The organism is Streptomyces sp. NPDC037083 (assembly GCF_055606485.1).
Genome location: NZ_JBVJSQ010000024.1, coordinates 37745 through 54861, shown reverse-complemented (window position 1 = coordinate 54861; position 17117 = coordinate 37745). Strand labels below are relative to the sequence as shown.

The 17117-nt window shown below is 66.7% G+C and carries 15 protein-coding genes and 2 pseudogenes; 10 read left to right on the top strand and 7 right to left on the bottom strand.

Going from position 1 to position 17117, the window contains the following annotated elements; all coding sequences use genetic code 11:
* Positions 1 to 977 precede the first annotated feature (977 nt).
* Positions 978 to 1637 carry a hypothetical protein gene (locus ACZ7DE_RS39240; protein ID WP_470769173.1) on the bottom strand — a complete coding sequence of 220 codons (660 nt, stop codon included), beginning with the start codon at positions 1635 to 1637 and terminating at the stop codon, positions 978 to 980.
* Positions 1638 to 1980: 343 nt separating this feature from the next.
* Here ACZ7DE_RS39240 and ACZ7DE_RS39235 point away from each other — a divergent pair.
* Positions 1981 to 3044, top strand: a protein-coding gene (locus tag ACZ7DE_RS39235; protein ID WP_470769171.1) for an IS630 family transposase whose coding sequence is annotated in 2 segments (ribosomal slippage) — positions 1981 to 2424 and positions 2427 to 3044 — 1062 coding nt in all. Because the reading frame shifts where the segments join, the coding sequence is not laid out codon by codon here.
* 19 nt (positions 3045 to 3063) lie between these two features.
* Here the strand turns inward: ACZ7DE_RS39235 and ACZ7DE_RS39230 are convergent.
* Positions 3064 to 3300: a hypothetical protein gene (locus ACZ7DE_RS39230; protein WP_470769170.1), complete on the bottom strand. Its 237-nt coding sequence runs from the start codon at positions 3298 to 3300 to the stop codon at positions 3064 to 3066.
* Here ACZ7DE_RS39230 and ACZ7DE_RS39225 point away from each other — a divergent pair, their 5' ends adjacent.
* The 3 genes and pseudogenes from ACZ7DE_RS39225 to ACZ7DE_RS39215 all read left to right on the top strand — a co-directional run.
* A complete protein-coding gene (locus tag ACZ7DE_RS39225; RefSeq protein WP_470769168.1) occupies positions 3301 to 3594 on the top strand; it encodes a hypothetical protein in 294 nt (97 codons plus the stop codon).
* A complete protein-coding gene (locus tag ACZ7DE_RS39220; RefSeq protein WP_470769166.1) occupies positions 3591 to 4001 on the top strand; it encodes a hypothetical protein in 411 nt (136 codons plus the stop codon). The genes ACZ7DE_RS39225 and ACZ7DE_RS39220 overlap by 4 nt, the downstream gene beginning before the upstream one ends.
* Before the next feature lie 205 nt (positions 4002 to 4206).
* Positions 4207 to 4446: pseudogene (locus tag ACZ7DE_RS39215) on the top strand (MFS transporter); the annotation flags it as partial.
* A gap of 187 nt (positions 4447 to 4633) precedes the next feature.
* Here ACZ7DE_RS39215 and ACZ7DE_RS39210 read toward each other — a convergent pair.
* Positions 4634 to 5083, bottom strand: a complete 450-nt coding sequence (locus tag ACZ7DE_RS39210; RefSeq protein ID WP_470769164.1) for a hypothetical protein — start codon at positions 5081 to 5083, stop codon at positions 4634 to 4636.
* 50 nt (positions 5084 to 5133) lie between these two features.
* Positions 5134 to 5853, bottom strand: a complete 720-nt coding sequence (locus tag ACZ7DE_RS39205; RefSeq protein ID WP_470769162.1) for an SDR family NAD(P)-dependent oxidoreductase — start codon at positions 5851 to 5853, stop codon at positions 5134 to 5136.
* Positions 5854 to 5941: 88 nt separating this feature from the next.
* Between ACZ7DE_RS39205 and ACZ7DE_RS39200 the strand changes: the two genes are divergently transcribed.
* A complete protein-coding gene (locus ACZ7DE_RS39200) occupies positions 5942 to 6550 on the top strand; it encodes a TetR/AcrR family transcriptional regulator (protein ID WP_470769161.1) in 609 nt (202 codons plus the stop codon).
* Positions 6551 to 6755: 205 nt separating this feature from the next.
* On the opposite strand, the gene ACZ7DE_RS39195 is transcribed toward ACZ7DE_RS39200, so the two are convergent.
* On the bottom strand, positions 6756 to 7688 hold the full coding sequence (locus ACZ7DE_RS39195; protein WP_470769159.1) for a helix-turn-helix transcriptional regulator: 933 nt from the start codon (positions 7686 to 7688) through the stop codon (positions 6756 to 6758).
* Positions 7689 to 7862: 174 nt separating this feature from the next.
* Between ACZ7DE_RS39195 and ACZ7DE_RS39190 the strand changes: the two genes are divergently transcribed.
* Positions 7863 to 9212 (top strand): aldehyde dehydrogenase family protein, encoded by a 1350-nt coding sequence (locus tag ACZ7DE_RS39190; protein ID WP_470769157.1) that lies wholly within the window; start codon positions 7863 to 7865, stop codon positions 9210 to 9212.
* Positions 9213 to 9702: 490 nt separating this feature from the next.
* The gene (locus ACZ7DE_RS39185) at positions 9703 to 10818 is read left to right on the top strand and encodes an alkene reductase (RefSeq protein WP_470769156.1); all 1116 of its coding nucleotides are present in this window, start codon (positions 9703 to 9705) and stop codon (positions 10816 to 10818) included.
* Between the two features lie 866 nt (positions 10819 to 11684).
* On the opposite strand, the gene ACZ7DE_RS39180 is transcribed toward ACZ7DE_RS39185, so the two are convergent.
* A complete protein-coding gene (locus ACZ7DE_RS39180) occupies positions 11685 to 12221 on the bottom strand; it encodes a hypothetical protein (protein WP_470769155.1) in 537 nt (178 codons plus the stop codon).
* Positions 12222 to 12431: 210 nt separating this feature from the next.
* Here ACZ7DE_RS39180 and ACZ7DE_RS39175 point away from each other — a divergent pair, with 210 nt between their 5' ends.
* The 3 genes from ACZ7DE_RS39175 to ACZ7DE_RS39165 are packed head-to-tail and all read left to right on the top strand — an operon-like array spanning position 12432 to position 15813.
* Positions 12432 to 13490 (top strand): ABC-three component system protein, encoded by a 1059-nt coding sequence (locus tag ACZ7DE_RS39175; protein WP_470769154.1) that lies wholly within the window; start codon positions 12432 to 12434, stop codon positions 13488 to 13490.
* The gene (locus ACZ7DE_RS39170; RefSeq protein WP_470769153.1) at positions 13487 to 13969 is read left to right on the top strand and encodes an ABC-three component system middle component 2; all 483 of its coding nucleotides are present in this window, start codon (positions 13487 to 13489) and stop codon (positions 13967 to 13969) included. The genes ACZ7DE_RS39175 and ACZ7DE_RS39170 overlap by 4 nt, the downstream gene beginning before the upstream one ends.
* Positions 13966 to 15813 carry a hypothetical protein gene (locus tag ACZ7DE_RS39165; protein WP_470769152.1) on the top strand — a complete coding sequence of 616 codons (1848 nt, stop codon included), beginning with the start codon at positions 13966 to 13968 and terminating at the stop codon, positions 15811 to 15813. Before ACZ7DE_RS39170 ends, ACZ7DE_RS39165 begins: the two co-directional genes overlap by 4 nt.
* Positions 15814 to 15881: 68 nt before the next feature.
* On the opposite strand, the pseudogene ACZ7DE_RS39160 reads toward ACZ7DE_RS39165, so the two are convergent.
* A pseudogene (locus tag ACZ7DE_RS39160) lies at positions 15882 to 17090 on the bottom strand (helicase associated domain-containing protein); the annotation flags it as partial.
* Positions 17091 to 17117: the final 27 nt, after the last annotated feature.

The following is a 17117-nucleotide window of genomic DNA, read 5'->3' as shown; positions in this document are numbered from 1 at the left end:
AGGATACGGAACCAACAGGGCCCCTTCGGTCGCCGGTGTGCTGAGTGGAATCACCACGCCAACGACGAGGGGCCCTGCCTCGTCACCACACCCACTGACCACCCCATTTCACCCGCCAGCACAGGATGAAAGAGGCTCAGTAGCGACCGACGAGAGTGCCTGACGCGGCGCGGTTCCACCAAACACGAGAAGGCTCGATCAAAGGGCCCCGCCCACCGTCGCCTCGATGACGGCTTGAGCCCGTGCTGCGGCCGAATCTGCACCAGCCTCGTCCCGCAATCTCCACCTTTCGGATACGGCTTGCGGGACCATTACTCCGCGGATCACACTCAGGAGCTCTTTCACTGTTATCGTCCACAAGTTCGCCTCTTCATCATAAGAAGCGGCTTCCACGCCCGCTCGATTGCATCCCTTGCATAGCACAGAGGGCACGGGCCACGGGTCGTAGTAGACGAAGCGAAATCCGTCATCCAGGAATTCGCTAAGCGTGATGCAATGACCAGACCTTCCATCATGGATGAGTATCGTCGCTAGACCCCTCACACGGCGTTGATCCGTTTCCCGAAGGCAGATTCGAATGAGTAGCTGCACTAGATCTTCCGGCGCAAGAATGCGCTTGTGGCGAACTCGATCCAGGCTCGGAATTTTTTGAGATTGACTTACGTAGATCATCCACGGGAGGTCGGAGACTATTTGCGAGGCGAGAACCAGTTCCTGCATGGTTAGCGGCCGTTCCGAAACCACGTGTTGTTCGTATTCTGCCGCAAACCGTCGATACGTTGCCCCTCTGTTTGCCTCCGTCAAAAATTCGGTCGCTTCCGGTCGGTGCAACCATTCAATCGCAATCCATTCGAATAGGTATCCATTCAACTCCCATGGTTCGAGAGACTCAAGCGGGCTGCGGGGGGCGGTTGCATTCATTTTTCCCGCCCCGGACCCGCCTCCGAACAGAGGCTCATCAGCACGTGCGTCGCCTCCTACCTGTCCCATAGCAGGACCCCCCAGGATACGGTCGCGGTTGCCGATGCGATCCAGAGCAGCACTATTGCGCGGCGAGCCCACCGGTCCATGACTCTGAATCGGCTGGTTCGCCATTGCTTGAACTCATCAACGGATTCTACCGAGGTAAGCGAGGGGCGAAGAGCGGCCATAAATGCCCCGCTGGACGCCAGAAGCATCACTGGTGGAATCACGGCAACCACCTGCCATGAAGTGTTGATCTTGCTGAATCCCAGGAAATTGGTAACCACGAAATAGAGAGGGATCGCACCCGAGGTCACCGAGATCATCATCTTGCAGAATTCGCGGATAGTGTCAGCGGACGCCTTGATCCATTCGTGGAGCTCGACTTCCCATATATCGTCACCTGGAATGACGGGTCCATGGTGTTCGTCGATGCGAGCGATGGTCGAGCCTTCGACGATCTCCCCTTGGAGGTCATAACTGAACCGTCGCTTTGTGTCCGGGCAGGTGAGAAATACCGACCAAGGCTTGACTGTAGGAGGCTGCGACTCGGCCTGGCCGCCAAATAGTTCGATCGGCTGGGCGACGGTCACATCGACCTCAAAGCTGTGGTGGCCGTGACACACCGGGCAGTCTGGCACCTGAACAGCGCGCGTCAACGTCACTGACGTCATATCGTCTCCTGATCGTTTTTGCGGCGATCGGGACCCACTTCTACATGGTGCGGGCCGTGACGGACGCCGTCCACTGATCGGAACAGCTCAGTGAGCAACCTGCGTCCCCCGACGTTTCACATGGGCAGGATGGACGGGGCGCTGCGGACCCTTCAGAACGCGGAACGGGCCAGGGTCACACTTGCTGCATGGATGGTCCGGGAAGTGCCGGTCCAGCGCACACTGCTCGCCATGACCTCCGTGCTATTCAGAGAGTTCCAATACCCGACTCCACCGTTACTGACCTTCAAAGCGTGGTGTCGGTAGGGCTGACGGTCCATGATCCCTGCGGTACGCCAAGTGCATGAGGTATGCGCAAGGGGGCGGGCTGACCGACGAACGGCGGGCCTTCCGCGAGAAGTTGCGGTGGGAGGCGGCCGAGCGGTTCCAGCAGGGTGACGAGAACGCGGTCATCGCTCACGACCTGCGGGTCAGCGTCCGGTCGGTACAGCGGTGGCGCAAGGCTTGGTCGCAGTACGGGCCGAAAGCCCTGGTCTCGAAGGGGCCGGCGTCGCTGCCGCTGCTCAGCGATGAACTCTTCGCCGCCCTCGAGCGGGAACTGCTCAAGGGCCCGGTCGCGCATGGCTGGCCGGACCAGACCTGGACGCTGTCGCGGATCAAGACCCTGATCGGGCGACGGTTCCACAAGAGCTACACAGTCCAGGGCGTCGCCGCGCTGCTCAGACGGCATGGCTGGACCTGCCGGGTTCCCGCCCGCCGTGCCATCGAGCGAGACGAGGCGGCGGTGGCCGGCTGGATGAAGGAGACCTGGCCCCAGGTGGAAGGACCGTGGCGGCGCTCGACGCCTGGCTCGTCTTCGAGGACGAAGCCGGATTCTCGATGACGCCGCCGACCACCCGCACCTGGTCCCGCCGCGGCCGCACCCCCGTGGTCCGCCTGCGGGGCCGCTCCCGCCGCCGCTTATCGGTGGCCGCCCTGGCCTGCTACAAGGCCGGCGAACGCTCGCGGCTGATCTACCGGCCCTGCCCGGACGCCCGCCCCGACGGGCGCAAAAGCTTCTCCTGGAAGGACTACCGCGACCTGATCCAGACCGCCCACCAGCAGCTCGGCGGCCCGATCGTGCTGGTCTGGGACAATCTCAACACCCACCTGACTGCCGGAATGCGCCGCTACATCGCCGCCCGCGACTGGCTCACCGTCTTCCAACTGCCGCCCTACGCACCTGACCTCAACCCAGTCGAAGGCATCTGGTCCGTCCTACGACGCACCACCACAGCCAACCGCGCCTTCGCCGACCCCGACGACCTGATCACCGCCGTCCGACGCGGCCTCCGCCAGCTCCAATACCGCCACGACGTCCTCGACGGCTGCCTTACCGGCACCGGCCTCCGACGCCAGCCACCATGACGACATCACGCATTCAAGGTCAGTAGGCTCCAGCGACTCCGGCTTCCGCGATGAGGTCGAAGCCGAGCAAGCCCTCGCCCGTGGCCAGTTGCTCGCCGAGCTGGGTGCCGACGAAGACCGACCGACGCTGGCTGGGCCGGCCGGCGCCGAGGCCGAAGCCCGGCTCGCCGAATTCGCCCGGCACACCGTCTTCGACGGCCAGGTCGTCACTGACGAAGCCCGCCTGCGCCGCATCGTGGCCCGCCACGACCCGCACGTGTACCTGGGGACCTTCGTCACCTGCGTCTACAACCCCGACCGCGCCCTGTGCCGCACTCCCAACGCCCCCGGCGACGGCCGGCCCGTCCTGGCCGACTGTCAGCCCCTGGCCTGCCGAAACACCGCCCTCACGCCTGCCAACCGCCAGGCACTGAACGGCCACCTGACCAAGCTGGAGGAGGCCCTGGCCAACCGCGACCACCTCGCCCCCTACGTCCGCCATCGCCTGGAGGAACAGCACCGTGAAACGGCCGCGTTCCTCGCTCGCCACGCCCCGGAGACCACCGAGTGAAACGTGCCCTGCCCGACGCCGACACCGTCAAGGCCGCCTTCGACACCGTCCTCGAAGAAGCAGCCACCAGAGGACACCGCCCGACCGCCACCGCCATCGAGCGGCGCCTCGGCATCCCCCACGCCACCTTCCACCGCCACTACGCCGACCTGATCGACACCCACTTCCGGCCCCGCATCCCTGCGACCGCCCCACCTATGGTCCAAGCAGAGTCCTCCGGGGCCGACGAGCGGCGGGAGGCGAATCTGGCCCGGCTGCGAAAGGAGAACACCGAGTTGCGCCGCACCCTCACCCTCTACGAGGAAGCCATCCGTAAACTCGCCCTCGAAAACGAGGCCCTGCGCACCGGCGCCACCGTCATCCCCCTCCAAGCCCGATTCCGGCGCACCTCGCAGCCCCCCTCCTGAATCAGCGTGCACGCCAGGCGTGGTCCGCTCCCGTCGGGTGATCGTCGGCGCCCGGGGCCGCACCGCCATCCCCTCGGGCGGTGGTGCACCGGCAAGAGCGACGGCACCGACTGACCGATCGGGGACCTGACGGGATGACGAATGTGTCCATCGCGGCCTGCCTGGACGAGGACTTCGCTCGCTGCCGGAATCACCGCGGCCGCGGCTGGGCTGGAACGTGGGCCTCGTCTCCGGCACCGCGATGATCACCGATGCCGTGCCGCTGGCCACCCGCGCCAAGAACCAGGGCATGGCCGACGTCGCCATCGCCATCGCCGGCGCCACCGGGGGCTTCAGCTCCGGCCTCGTCGTCTCCGCCTACGGCTACCCCGTCCTCGCCCTCACCGGCGGCATCCTCGCTCTCGCCGTCCTCCCAGCGATCGCCACCAGTGCGAGCAGCCGGTGACCCGGCATGCCCGTTGGGGGTAACCGGCCGCCCTCATCGTCGACGGCCCCGGGTACCGTCGTCCACGTCTTCGCCAGAACCTCATCCGCCCGATGCTGAACTCGACAGAGACCGCCAACCCGTCCTCGGCGGCCTCCAGCCAATGGAGGCGGTGCGGTGGATCAGCTGCGGTGCCACGCCGGTGCGGTCACTTCCCGTCGCTGTTCGATGGCGCCGTCGCTGTCGGCTCCGTTTCTTGGGCGGCCGCTTGCTTGTGCTCGATGAGGGCCGTGGTACCGGCTGCCACCGCAGATAGAGCCACTGCGGCGGACAGCATGGCCGAGGTACGGCTGACGTCGCGCCGCAGGCCCGCAGCCAGGAAAGCGGCGGCATCGACCGAGTCCATGACGATGTTCACCGCAAGAAACTGCTGCTGCTGGGGCCGGGTGAAACTGTCCATCCGTTGCAGTCCAAGCCCGAGAGCAGCGTTGCGGATCGCGAACATTCGCGAATAGGGGATCGCGGGGGTACCGCTGGCCGTGAGCTGGAAAACCCGCGCGGCCAGCCGCGGGGTGAACAAGTGGGTGGCCGCGACGATGAAGCGCCCGGTCGTCAGCGCTCTGCGGGAAGGAACCAGGTGGAGGGGGAATTTGGACATGGAGAACCCTTTCAATCCGGAACGGACCGGTCAGTTGTGTTTCATGGGGTTCAGAGCTCGGCGACGGTGCGTCGCAGGAAGCCCGGCGCGATGCGCAGCATGGCGGGCATGACTTTCGTCTGACCGGGGAATGCCATGTTCCGCCTCCGTCGAAGAGCCTTCATCGTGACCGCCGCCACCTGCTCGGGAGCCAGTTTCTTCCCCGTGGCTTCGGCGTTCATGGGCGTGTCCGTGGACGGTGGGAGGACCTCGAGGACATGGGTGCCCTTCGGGGCGAGTTGACGGCGCAGGCCGTCCGCGAAGCCGTGCAGGCCGGCCTTCACCGCGCCGTGGGTAGGCGCGCGAGTGGGCGAGACCAGAGCGAACCCCGAGGTGATGAACACGATCGCGTCGGGCTCTGGCCACCGCTCGAGCACTTCGCCCGTCAAGTGGATGGGGGCGGTGAGGTTCAGCGCCACCTCGTCGTCGAGGGTCGCATTGGGGTTCTTGCCGGCTGCATAGTCTCGTTCCTCGAACGTACCGGCGTTGTTGACCAGCACGTCCAGACGCCCGAAGCGATCAGCGACTGCCTGCAGCAACGCTGCCCGATCAGCTGCGTCCGTCACATCGGCCCGCACGGCCAGCGCCTGCGGGTGTGCCTGCGCGAATCGGTCGAGCGCAGCCTGCGAACGTCCGCAGACGACGACAGACGCCCCGAGCCCGACGAAGGATTGCGCGAGGCTCAAGCCGATGCCTGAGGTTCCGCCAGTGATGAGTACGGTCTGTGACACGGCGTCACCTCTCTGTATAGCGTATCGATCGGTACGAAACACGATAGCACATCCGTACCGATCGGTACCGAAGGCGTAGGATGAAGAAATGACCTCGACGACACCGGTCCCTCCTGGCAGGCCTCGCGCGTTCGACATCGACGAGGCACTCGATCGTGCCGTCTTGGTGTTCTGGTCAAAGGGTTTCGAGGGTGCCAGCCTTGATGACCTCACCGAGGCGATGGGGATCAGCCGCCCCGGCCTGTACAGGGCGTTCGGCAGCAAAGAAGAGCTCTTCTACAAGGCGCTGGAGCGGTACACCGAGGGCTTGACCGCCTACTTCGGGCGAGCTCTGGCAGAGCCCACGAGCGGAGCAGTGGCTACTGCCGTGCTCCACGGGACGGTCGAGGCGGCAACCATGCCGGGATTGCCCACGGGCTGTCTTGGCGTGCAGGGCGCGTTGGTCACCGGGGATGAGAGCCGCCCGGTCCGAGACGCACTCATCGCATGGCGTGAGGATGGGATAGCCCACTTGACGCGCCGGTTTCAACAGGCGGTGGACGCCGGTGACCTGCCGCCTTCCACAGATCCTCATCTTCTCGCGCTCTACCTGAGAACAGTCGCCAATGGGATCGCCGTCCAGGCCGCGAGTGGTAGTTCCCGCACTGAGCTGCTGCAAGTCGCGAACCTCGCGTTGGGCAGCTGGCCAAAGCCGTAGTCAGCCAGCCAGTCAGCCCGGGATCTGCGCACGTACTTCGGTTTTCCGTGGTTCGCGCGAGGCCGGTGTGACTGGCGCGACGGGCGGATGAGCGGCGGTAGCGGGCGGTTCCGAGAGGGCGTGGGATGCCGACGCTGCGACGGGGGCCGGCGAGACGGCGCGTGCCGGGGTCGAGTCGCGCAGCTGACTTGCGATGATCAACTGTTCATCGAGTAGTGCGTGCCGACGGCATCCCGGCTCCCGTCCTTGTCGCGTCGGTGCCCCAGCTGGCTAGCAGGCGTAGTGCCTCCGCGGACGGGGAACCGGGTTCGGCGTGGTACGTCGCCAGTGTCTGTTCGTGGTCGTCGGCCAGGTGGAACGACTCGAGGCGCAGATCGAGTTCGCCGACGAGCGGGTGGCGCAGGCGCTGGATGCCGTGGCACTTGTCCTTGACGTCGTGGGCGGCCCACAGCCGCCGGAACTCCTCGCTCTTCACGGAGAGTTCGCCCACCAGCGCGGACAGCCGAGGGTCATCCGGGTGGGAGCCGGCGTCCAGGCGCAGCTGAGCGACGACGTCGATCGCTTTGTGCTCCCAGTCCACGAACAGGTCGTGGTACTCGGGCCTGAGGAACACCAGCCGCGCCCAGTTCCGCTCGTGCGCGGGCAGCTCGGCCCAGTCGCCGAAGACCGCCGCGGCCATCCGGTTCCAGGCGAGGAGGTCCCCCCGCCGCCCCACGAGGATCGCCGGGCCGCCTTCCATGGTGTCCAGCAGCGTCCGCAGGTGGCCCCGCACCTGCTGGGTGCGGCCGGCCGGCTTCTTCTTGTTCTTGTGCTGTTTCGGCTTCGCCAGGTGTGTGAGGTGGGCGTGCTCGGCGTCGCTCAGCCTGAGCGCGCGGGCGATGGCGTCGAGGACCTCCGCCGACACGTGCTGCCCGTTGCCCTGCTCCAGGCGCGTGTAGTACCCCACCGACACCCCGGCCAGCTGCGCCAGCTCCTCGCGGCGCAGCCCCGGCACCCGCCGGTGCCGTCCGAAGTCCCGCAGGCCCACGTCCTCCGGCTTCAGCCGGGCCCGCCGGGTGCGCAGGAACTCACTGAGCTCGGCACTCGGGTCCAGAGCGCCGTCGGCCGGCTCGTGCACCGGTTCGGGGTATGCGTCCATGCCTTCGAGTATCTCCGGTCGGACGTACACCAGCCTGCACCAGCCAGTGGTAGGCACAGCGGATGTACACAAAGCCGTGACCTGGGTGAATACCGGACCGTCCAGCAGGCTGGCCACTGTGCCCGGCTGGAAGGCAGCCGGGGCGTGGCTTGCATCAGGAACGGAGTACACCCCATGACCGCAACACAGGGGACCGAGTCGAGGACCCACCAGAGCGAAACGGCTGCGGAGGTGGTGGGCCGCCTTCGTGCGACGTTCAACACCGGCGTCACTCGCGGACTGGACTGGCGCATCGACCAGCTGCGGCGGCTGCGGGCCCTGCTGGTCGAGAACGAGCAGGAGCTGATCGAAGCGCTCTGGGCGGATCTGCGGAAGAGCGCCGCCGAGGCGAAGACGCAGGAGATCGACTTCACCGTCGCCGACATCGACGAGACGCTGGCGAATCTGGAGAGCTGGCTTCAGCCTCGCCCGGTGGAGGTTCCCGCCCACTTCGGTGGTCCCGCGACCACGGCCTACACCAAGTACGACCCGCTCGGGGTCGTCCTGGTGATCGCTCCCTGGAATTTCCCGCTGCACCTTCTCATCGACCCCATCATCGGCGCACTGGCCGCCGGGAACACCGTGGTGGCCAAGCCGAGCGAGATCTCGGTGCACACCTCGGCGGTCGCCTCACGCCTTCTGCGCGAGTACTTCGACTCTGACGTGCTCTCCGTGGTCGAGGGGGGCGCCGAGGAGACCACGGCACTTCTGGCGCAGCGTTTCGACCACATCTTCTACACCGGCAACGGCATCGTCGGCCGGATCGTCATGGCCGCGGCCGCCCAGAACCTCACCCCCGTCACGCTCGAACTCGGGGGCAAGTCGCCGGTCTTCGTGGCGCCCGACGCCGACGTGGAGGAGACCGCCAAGCGGCTGGTCGGCGCCAAGTTCGGCAACGCGGGCCAGCAGTGCATAGCCCCCGACTACGTGCTGGCCGATCCTGCCACCGCCGCCGCACTGGTTCCCGCCCTGCGTGCGGCTGTCGAAGCCCAGTTCGGCGCCAGCCCGCAGACCTCGGCCGACTTCGGCCGGATCATCAACGAGCGGCACTTCGACCGGCTCACTCGTCTGCTGGACTCCGGCCGGGCGGCGGTGGGAGGCCGGCACGACCGCGACGACCTGTTCATCGCACCGACCGTGCTGACCGATGTCGACCCGGCATCGCCGGTCATGCAGGAGGAGATCTTCGGTCCGATCCTCGCCGTCGTCGAAGTCGCAGACCTCGATGCCGCCATCGCCTTCATCAACGAACGCGACAAGCCCCTCGCGCTCTACGCCTTCACCGAGTCCGAGGCCACCAAGGCGCGCCTGGTGAACGAGACGTCCTCCGGCGGCGTCGCCTGGGGCCAGCCGGTGATGCAACTGCTCATGACCGGCCTGCCTTTCGGCGGCGTCGGCGAGAGCGGCATGGGCCGCTACCACGGCCGGTACTCCCTCGAGACGTTCAGCCACCTCAAGGGTGTCGCGGACGTACCGCTCAGCTAACCTCGCCCTTTCGTGCAGCAGGCTGTCCGATGGGCGATCGGCCGGCGGAAGTGCCTCAGGCCGAGAATGAGGATCGCTGCGATCGCTGTTCCCGCCACCGCTGCAAGCGCCTTCCAGGTGAAGCCGTGTATCGGACCTCTTCGCGGGTGCGCGTCGAGGCAGTCGATTGCGGCGCGGCCTGCGGACACCGATCCGTACCGACTCCGGCGGCGGCACCCACGACTTCGTCACCTGGCTGACCGCTGATCAAGCGCAAGAAGCGAACGCCCGTACTCCGGCCGGCAGTTGCGCTGACCGGCGCCAACGCCGACGGTATGCGGCTCTCACCGCGTTCGCCGCCAACACCGATCGCGTTCCTGGAACCGCGTCACCGCCAGCGGGCCCGCGTCTGCCCGAGGACCGCATCCGCGCCTCCGCCGGGACAGCGTGGACCCCCTGCGTCGCAGACCTTCATCCCGTTTTCCTCCCTATTGCAGAAAGAAAGAAGCCCATGCCTGTCAACACTTCAGAAGTCTCGCCCGCTCCGTCACTTTTCTCGCCCGTCTCTCTCGGGAAGATCGAGCTCGCCAACCGCATCGTCATGGCACCGATGACCCGGGTCCGGGCCGGTTCCTCCGGCATCCCCGGGGACCTGATGGTCGAGTACTACCGGCAGCGGGCGAGCGTAGGGCTGATCATCGCCGAGGGCACCTACCCCGACCACGCGTCGCAGGGGTATGTCGGTGAGCCGGGCATTGCCACCGACGAGCAGGCGGCCGGCTGGCAGCGGGTGTTCGCGGCGGTGCACGCCGAGGGCGGCCGCATCGTCCTGCAGATCATGCACGCCGGCCGCCAAACCCACCCCGACATCAACGGCGGCCGCCGCATCCTCGCCCCCAGCGCGATCGCCCGCAGCGGCGAGATGTTCACCGAGAAGGGCGAGCAGCCCTACCCCGTACCGGAAGCGATGACCACCACAGAGATCCGTGCAGCCCTTAAGGACTTCGTCACCGCCGCCCGCCGGGCCATCGAGGCGGGAGCCGACGGCGTGGAAATCCACGGCGCCAACGGCTACCTGCTCCACCAGTTCCTCTCCCCGGCGGCCAACCAGCGCACCGATGGATACGGCGGCTCGCCGCACAACCGCGCCCGCTTCATCGTCGAGGTCGTCACGGCCATCGCCCAGGCCGTCGGTGCCGAGCGGGTCGGGCTGCGGATCTCGCCGGAGGTCGACTTCGGGGACGTCTTCGAGACCGACCGGGACGACGTCCTGGCCACCTACGGCACCCTGCTGGACCAGCTGCGCCCGCTGGGCCTGGCCTACCTCTCCGTACTGCACGCCGAGCCGGGCGGCGACCTGGTACAGGAGGTGCGGCGGCGCTTCGACGGCAAGCTGATCGTCAACAACGGCCCCCTCGGCGGGGGGCAGACCACCCGCGAGCGGGCCCTCCAGCAGATCGAGGCCGGCCACGCCGACGCCGTGGCCGTGGGCCGGGCCCTCATCGCCAACCCCGACCTGGTCGAGCGCTGGCAGGGCGGCCACCCGGAGAACGAGCCGCAGCCGGAACTGTTCTACGGGCTGGACGCCGAGGGCTACACCGACTACCCCTTCCTCGAAGCGGCTTGAGGCCCACGGTCACGCCTGTCCATGCGGCAGCCCCACCCACCCATGGACAGGCGCCCGACCGGCGACACCGTGCCCGCCCCTTTGAGCCCGCGGTCACACCGGCGATCACCGGCTCGAGGACCGTCGGGTCCGTCAGGGCGTTGACGGTCCGCAGATCCGGGTCAGCAGCCTGCGTTCTGTGACCTCGTCGAGCACATCGCTCTCGTGCGTGGCCACTGCGGCGGCCCTCGGCCACAGTTGACGCCTATGACAGTTTCCGGCGGCGGCCCATTCACCAGGTCCGCCTTCCGTAAGGGAGTCCTTCGCCGATATCCGTCCCCGCCGTACACCGGCGCCCATACCGTCCAGCCCGAACGCTGGGAACGGGGGTGACGAAAGGGGCTGTCGGCCGGGCGGGATCTGGGTCTGGATGGGGTGGTGGACTACTTCACCCTGTCCGGCGACGAGACGGGCTGGTTACGGAACAAAAGCGGCGCCACCAGGCTGGGCTTCGCCGTCTTGCTTGGCACCGCCGCTCGTTAACGGCTCCCCAACCGAAGCCACCACTGGTCCAGGGCCCTTCACGCCGGAGGGCCCTGAGCCATGCCCACAGTGGACAACGGACAGAACGAAACCCCATCCATAACTTCGGCTCCGCAGCACAGCCAGGCCGCAGATCGGGCACGGACACGGGGGTGGTCAGCATCGGCTCCGGCAGCGTCCATGTCACCTCCCATCCCTTCCACCCGCACTGTCCGCCACCCGAGTGACTGCGCATAGCCCGGCGAGCGACGTACAACTCCGCATGCAGACGACACGAGGGCCCCGGACGCAACCCCCCGAGACGCACCCGGGCAAGGTGTGTCCAGGTGCCACCGTCTGGCACCTCAGGGGCTGGCCTGCTGCTCGCGCAGGAAGCGGCGCTCCTTGATCCGTCGCCGCACCTGCCACCAGCGGGCGGTGTAGGCGAGGTCTTCCCGGCAGAGGTCCAGGAGCGCATCGCGGGCGGCCACCACGGCCTCGGCCTGCCGTTGGAAGCGGTCGCCGCTCTTCTCGTTCGGGTCCAGGTCGCTGGTCGCAGCAACAAGAGTCTCCGCCGCGGCGATGACGTGCACGCTGCCGCACAGCCGCACGCCCTGCAGCGCGCCGATGAGCTCGCTACTCAACTCCCACGCCTGGGGCAGCTGACCCAGCAGTACCTTGTCCGCCGCCCGCCCGGCCTCACGCCGAAGGTGGGCGAACTGGTAGGTGTAGCCGAACGAGCGGGCAGAAGCGTCCAGCAGTCGCCGGTACGCCTCCGCCCGGTCCTCGTTACTGCCCAGCCGGGGCACGCCCGTGGGCCGGTACCGTCCGATCAGAGCGCTGGTCACGCTGCCCGTGGCCTTGATGCCGGCAGCGGCCACGCCCGGCGTTATGAAGGTCATGCCCGGTTCTACCACCGGACGAAGCCGAAGCGTGCACGTTGCGCTCTGCGGCCTTCACGGTGAGCAAGCCGGGATGATATGACTACGTTGCGTGATCTTGTGTGACGGCTCAGTGCCGGGGGGCGGTGAAGTGTGGCTGGGGAGCTTGAGCCAGGCAGCGACGGGGCGAGGCCAGTCTTCGAGAACATTCCGGAGCCGGCATCGCCTCCAGTGGTGGTCACCGCTCCGCAGGGCGCTCCCGCTTTCACACCGCAACAGGCCCTGGCCTACATCTACAAGGCCGACGACTGGGAGGACTTCACCGTCGAATGGGTCCGGGCCTTGGGCCTGTTCAACGGGCGTCCCTACATTCGGGTGAAAAGAATGGGCGGGGCAGGCGACCGCGGAGCGGACGTCGCGGCCTGCCTGACTCCTCAGGGCACCGCCGGCGAGTGGCACTGTTACCAGTGCAAGCACTACAGCAAGGCGCTGACACAGAGCGATGCGTGGCCCGAGATGGTCAAGATCTTCACGGCGAAGGTGCTGCACGAGTACGAGCTGCCCACTCGGTACGTCTTCGTGGCACCGAAGATCGGCCAGACCCTTGATCGGCTCCTTCTGCACCCTCCAAAACTGAAGAAGGACTTCCTCGAGGCCTGGGACAAGACGGACTCCAAGCTCGGGACGGACCTTGACCCGGCCGTACGCCAGGCGGTCGGGGACCTCGCTCGGCAGACGGAATTTTCGATGTTCGAGGCAGCGGACATCGACAACATCCTCGAGTTGCACGCGACAACCCCGCACCACGTACGGCGCTTCCCGCAGCAGCTCAGGCCGCGCCCGGATGCCGATCCGCCGCCCGTAGAACAGAGGGCCGACGAGGCCGTTTACGTGCAAAAGCTCCTGGACGTCTACAACGAGAAGTACAGCCTCAGCCTGGAGACGCTTGTCCATGTTCGCGCGCACGAGCGGATCAACCGACAACTGGCCCGACACCGCGAGGCGTTCTTCCATGCAGAGGCGCTGCGAGTCTTCGCTCGCGAGAGCGTCCCCGAGGCCACCTACAAGGCGATCGAGAAGAACCTGTACAACGCCGTGGTCGACATCGAGGACCGCGACTACAACTGCGGACACGACCGCCTGGACGCCGTACTGGACGCGGCCGCAGCTCACCACCCCAATCCGCACAACATCCTCGCCCCCGTCGTGGAAGTCATCGACCTCAAAGGTCTGTGCCACCATCTGGCGAACGAGGACTTGCTGACCTGGTGCAAAGAGGAGTCCGCGTGAATCCTCTCAACAGCCCCCTGGAAGTCGGCATCCGAGCTTTGGTCCTGCTGTCCGAGACCTTTCCCCGCCGCTTGGACGTTGCCCAGCTCGTCTATCTCGACCATGCGATGCTCCACAGCGGTGACCTCGCCGACGCCCCGTCCAGCCTCCATCCCGACCTTCCCGTCGGCCCTGGCGAACTCGGCCTGCGCCGGCGGCTCATCGAGCAAGGGCTGGTGGTGCTGATGCGTGCCGGCCTCGCCGACATGACCGCCACCGACGACGGATTCCTGTACGGAGCCACAGAGGAGGCCGCCAGCTTCCTCAACGTCCTGGAAGCCCCCTACGTCGGGCTGCTCACGGAGCGGGCCTCCTGGCTGGCCAGCACCTACATGCACGAAGAAACGGACGTCCGCGAGGGCATGAAGCAGATCACCCAGCGCTGGTTCGACCGCCTCACCGCAGACACTCTTCACACAGGGGAAGGGGATGCGCTGTGAACAGGCTGACGCTGGTACACCTGACATTCCTCGGGGTGGGCAAGCCCCCAGCGACCGTGGAGTTCAGCCCTGAGCTGACGGTGATCTACGGCGCTTCCGAGACGGGCAAGTCCTACGTCGAGAAGTCCGTGGACTACATGCTGGGCGCCAGCGTGCTCAAGCCCATTCCGGAGGACAAGGGCTATAGCCGCATCCTGCTCGGGCTTCAGGTAGACGACGGCCGGGTCATGACCCTTTCCCGCGGTCTAGCGGACAGCACCATCGACGTGTTCAACCGTGATCTGCGCCAGCTCACCACGTCGCCGGCAGATGTCACGCTCGGCTTCAAGCACAGCGCCACCTCCCAGCGGAACATCTCTCGATACCTCCTCAAGGTGCTGGGGATCGACGGGCGCAAGATCCTCCGGAACTCGCGTGGTGAGGTCCGGCTGCTCAACTTCCGGGACCTGGCCCGACTGTCTGTCATCAACGACTCGCGCATGGCGGGCGAGCGGTCCCCGGTCCTCACCACGGGACTGCCGCAGAACGAGACCGGCGAGAAGTCAGTCCTCAAACTTCTCCTTACCGGACAGGACGAGCCAGTCGGCCCGACCGCACCCGGCAACGTGGAGAAGAAGGTCGGCAAAGGCCAGGTCGAAATTCTCGACCGCCTGATCGATGACAACCGCGCAAAGCTCACCATCCCCGCGAGCCAGTCGGAGCTGCGCGAGCAGCTGGGACGCCTGCAAGATTCACTGGACAACGCCACCTCCCGATCCGGTCAGCTCATTGCCTCCCGCTCCGCGCTCGTGCGGAGCCGCCGCGGCCTGGAAGCAAGCGACGGCACCAATCAGCAGCGCGCCAATGAAGTGCGTCAACTTCTGGCCCGGTTCTCACTGCTACGCGAGCAGTACGAGTCGGATCTCGAACGCCTGCGCATGGTCGGCGAAGCAGGGAACCTCCTGGGCTACTTCCAGACCGGTACCTGCGTCTTTTGCGGTGCAGGACCAGAGCATCAGCACCCTGGGCATCACCTAGCTGAGACCACGCGATTGGCGGCAGCTGTTGCCGCCGAGACCCGGAAGACCAACGAGCTGTACCGCGACCTCATCAGCACGATCGAAGATCTTGACGCCCAAGCGGCAGAACTGAACGAGGAGAGCGCCCTCCACGCTGACCAGTTCAGGCGTATCGACACAGAACTGCGCGCCCTTGATGAGCAGCTCGAACCACTCACGACAGACACCAGCGAGGTCCTCGCAGCCCGCTCACGTCTTGAGCAGGAGCTGGCCCTCCACACCCAGATCGAGCAGCTCGAAGACATGAAGGCATCGCTGTCGAATGCCCTGCCCGTCCCACCACCGGCCAGGCCGGACGGTATTCCAGCCGCTGACATCACAGATTTCGAGCAGGCGATTCACCAGACGCTTCAAGCCTGGGATGTCCCCGGGGAGAACCACGTCACCTACAACCCGACCAGTGCAGAGATTGCAGTCGACGGGAGGCCAAGAGGGAGCCGAGGCCAGGGCATGCGGTCCATCATCCACGCGGCCTTCGCGGTATCACTGGCCCGCCGCAATAAAGCCCGCGGCCTGATCCACCCCGGATTCGTGGTGCTCGACTCGCCCGTGGTCACCTACCGGCAGCCCGAAAACCGAGAAGCCGATCCAGAGCTGATGACCCACGACGTAGTCGAGCACTTCTACCGAGACCTGCTCGACAACCCTCCGGGACAGGTCATCATCATCGAGAACGGAACTCCGCCCGCCACCATCACCGAACATGCCAGGATCCACGCCTTCAACGCCGACGGTTCCGAGCGTGTCGGCTTCTTCCCGCCTCAAGATCAGACACTCACGGACTGAGCTTCAGCAGATTTTGGCGAGTGGCCGACCACCGCCTGTGACGGCGGCCAGCCACTCGCCAACGGGCGCTACGCCCACTCCATGCCCAGCTCCGCGAGCGCGGCGAGCTGGTCGGCATCCAGCCGGTCCCGCCTCGATTTCGTGTTCGAAATCCATACGCCCAGCTTGATGACCACCGGCTCCGGCTCTCCGTCGACCGCGATCTCCTCAGCGTGACCGCGCGGAACAGGCCGGTGGGCGCCTTCCCGTTCCACCCACTGTGCGAGGGCGGTCAGGCCGCGCTGGAATGCTTGTTGTGCCTTGCTCGGGCCCTTCGTCGCGCGGGTGGTCGCTGGGGCGGGAGACGGGGCCTCAGCGGGTGTCACGCCCAGTGCGGTCAGTCGCTCCTGCTGCTCGGTCGACAGCTGCGCCCAGGTGCCCGGATTCTTCTGCCGCTGGAGCCACTTGCCCAGGTCGTCGCCCTCGAAGAGCACTCCCAGGGCGATGTCGGGCAGGTGGCCGTCGGCGTCGACGAGGTCCGCGAGGACGCGGTAGTGGCGTTGCCAGTCCAGTGGCCAGGGGCAGTTCCAGTCCGGGTCGATCACCGCCAACTGCGCCGCGCGCACGGCGGCCCGCTCCGGGTCCTTGCCCAGGCCGCCTTTCCGGCGCAGGTTGGCCATGTGCTGCCCGATGGGCACCATCGCCTCGCCCTCGCCCCACATCGCGTCCTGTCGCGGCGCGAGGTGTCCGGTGGCCCGTCGGTACGACCGGAGCGCGGCGAGCTTGTTTTCCCACGCCTCTTCGCCCGGCTCCCAGACCATGCCGGCCTCCGGCGCGTCCAGGAGAACCTTGCGCCGTTCCTCCAGCTCCCCGGCCCGCAGTGCCTTGCGCTGCTGGTGGACCCACCGCCCGAGGGAGAAGTCCTTGGTGACGCCGACCTCGACCTCAACGTCGTAGGGCACGGCGTAGAGGCCGGTGATCTCGTTCTCCTTCCGCCAACGGAGCAGGGCTTGGTAGCCCTCCAGCCACACCAGGGATTCGGGCCGGTAGACCCGGGTGCGCAAGAACGCCGCGATAGTCGCCGCGTCGCGCGGACTGGAGAAGTGCAGCAGCGCCGCTTCGGCAGCGGCCTGCGTGTCGTCCTCCTGGTCCTCGCCGTCACCCTCGCCGCCAACCCCGACGATCTGCCCGTCCTCGTCTCGACGGACGTGGACCTTGCGCTTCCCGCTGGTGAGCGCACGGGAAGCGAGCTGCTCGACCAGACGTTCGTCATGCGAACGCGGCCCTTTATCTAGTGCTCGTGAAGTGTTGGGCATGTTTGGCAT

Coding starts and splice junctions, on each gene's coding strand:
- ACZ7DE_RS39240 (WP_470769173.1), bottom strand. CDS start 1,637: ATGACGTCAGTGACGTTGACGCGCGCTGTTCAGGTGCCAGACTGCCCG.
- ACZ7DE_RS39210 (WP_470769164.1), bottom strand. CDS start 5,083: ATGTCCAAATTCCCCCTCCACCTGGTTCCTTCCCGCAGAGCGCTGACG.
- ACZ7DE_RS39200 (WP_470769161.1), top strand. CDS start 5,942: ATGACCTCGACGACACCGGTCCCTCCTGGCAGGCCTCGCGCGTTCGAC.
- ACZ7DE_RS39195 (WP_470769159.1), bottom strand. CDS start 7,688: ATGGACGCATACCCCGAACCGGTGCACGAGCCGGCCGACGGCGCTCTG.
- ACZ7DE_RS39190 (WP_470769157.1), top strand. CDS start 7,863: ATGACCGCAACACAGGGGACCGAGTCGAGGACCCACCAGAGCGAAACG.
- ACZ7DE_RS39185 (WP_470769156.1), top strand. CDS start 9,703: ATGCCTGTCAACACTTCAGAAGTCTCGCCCGCTCCGTCACTTTTCTCG.
- ACZ7DE_RS39180 (WP_470769155.1), bottom strand. CDS start 12,221: ATGACCTTCATAACGCCGGGCGTGGCCGCTGCCGGCATCAAGGCCACG.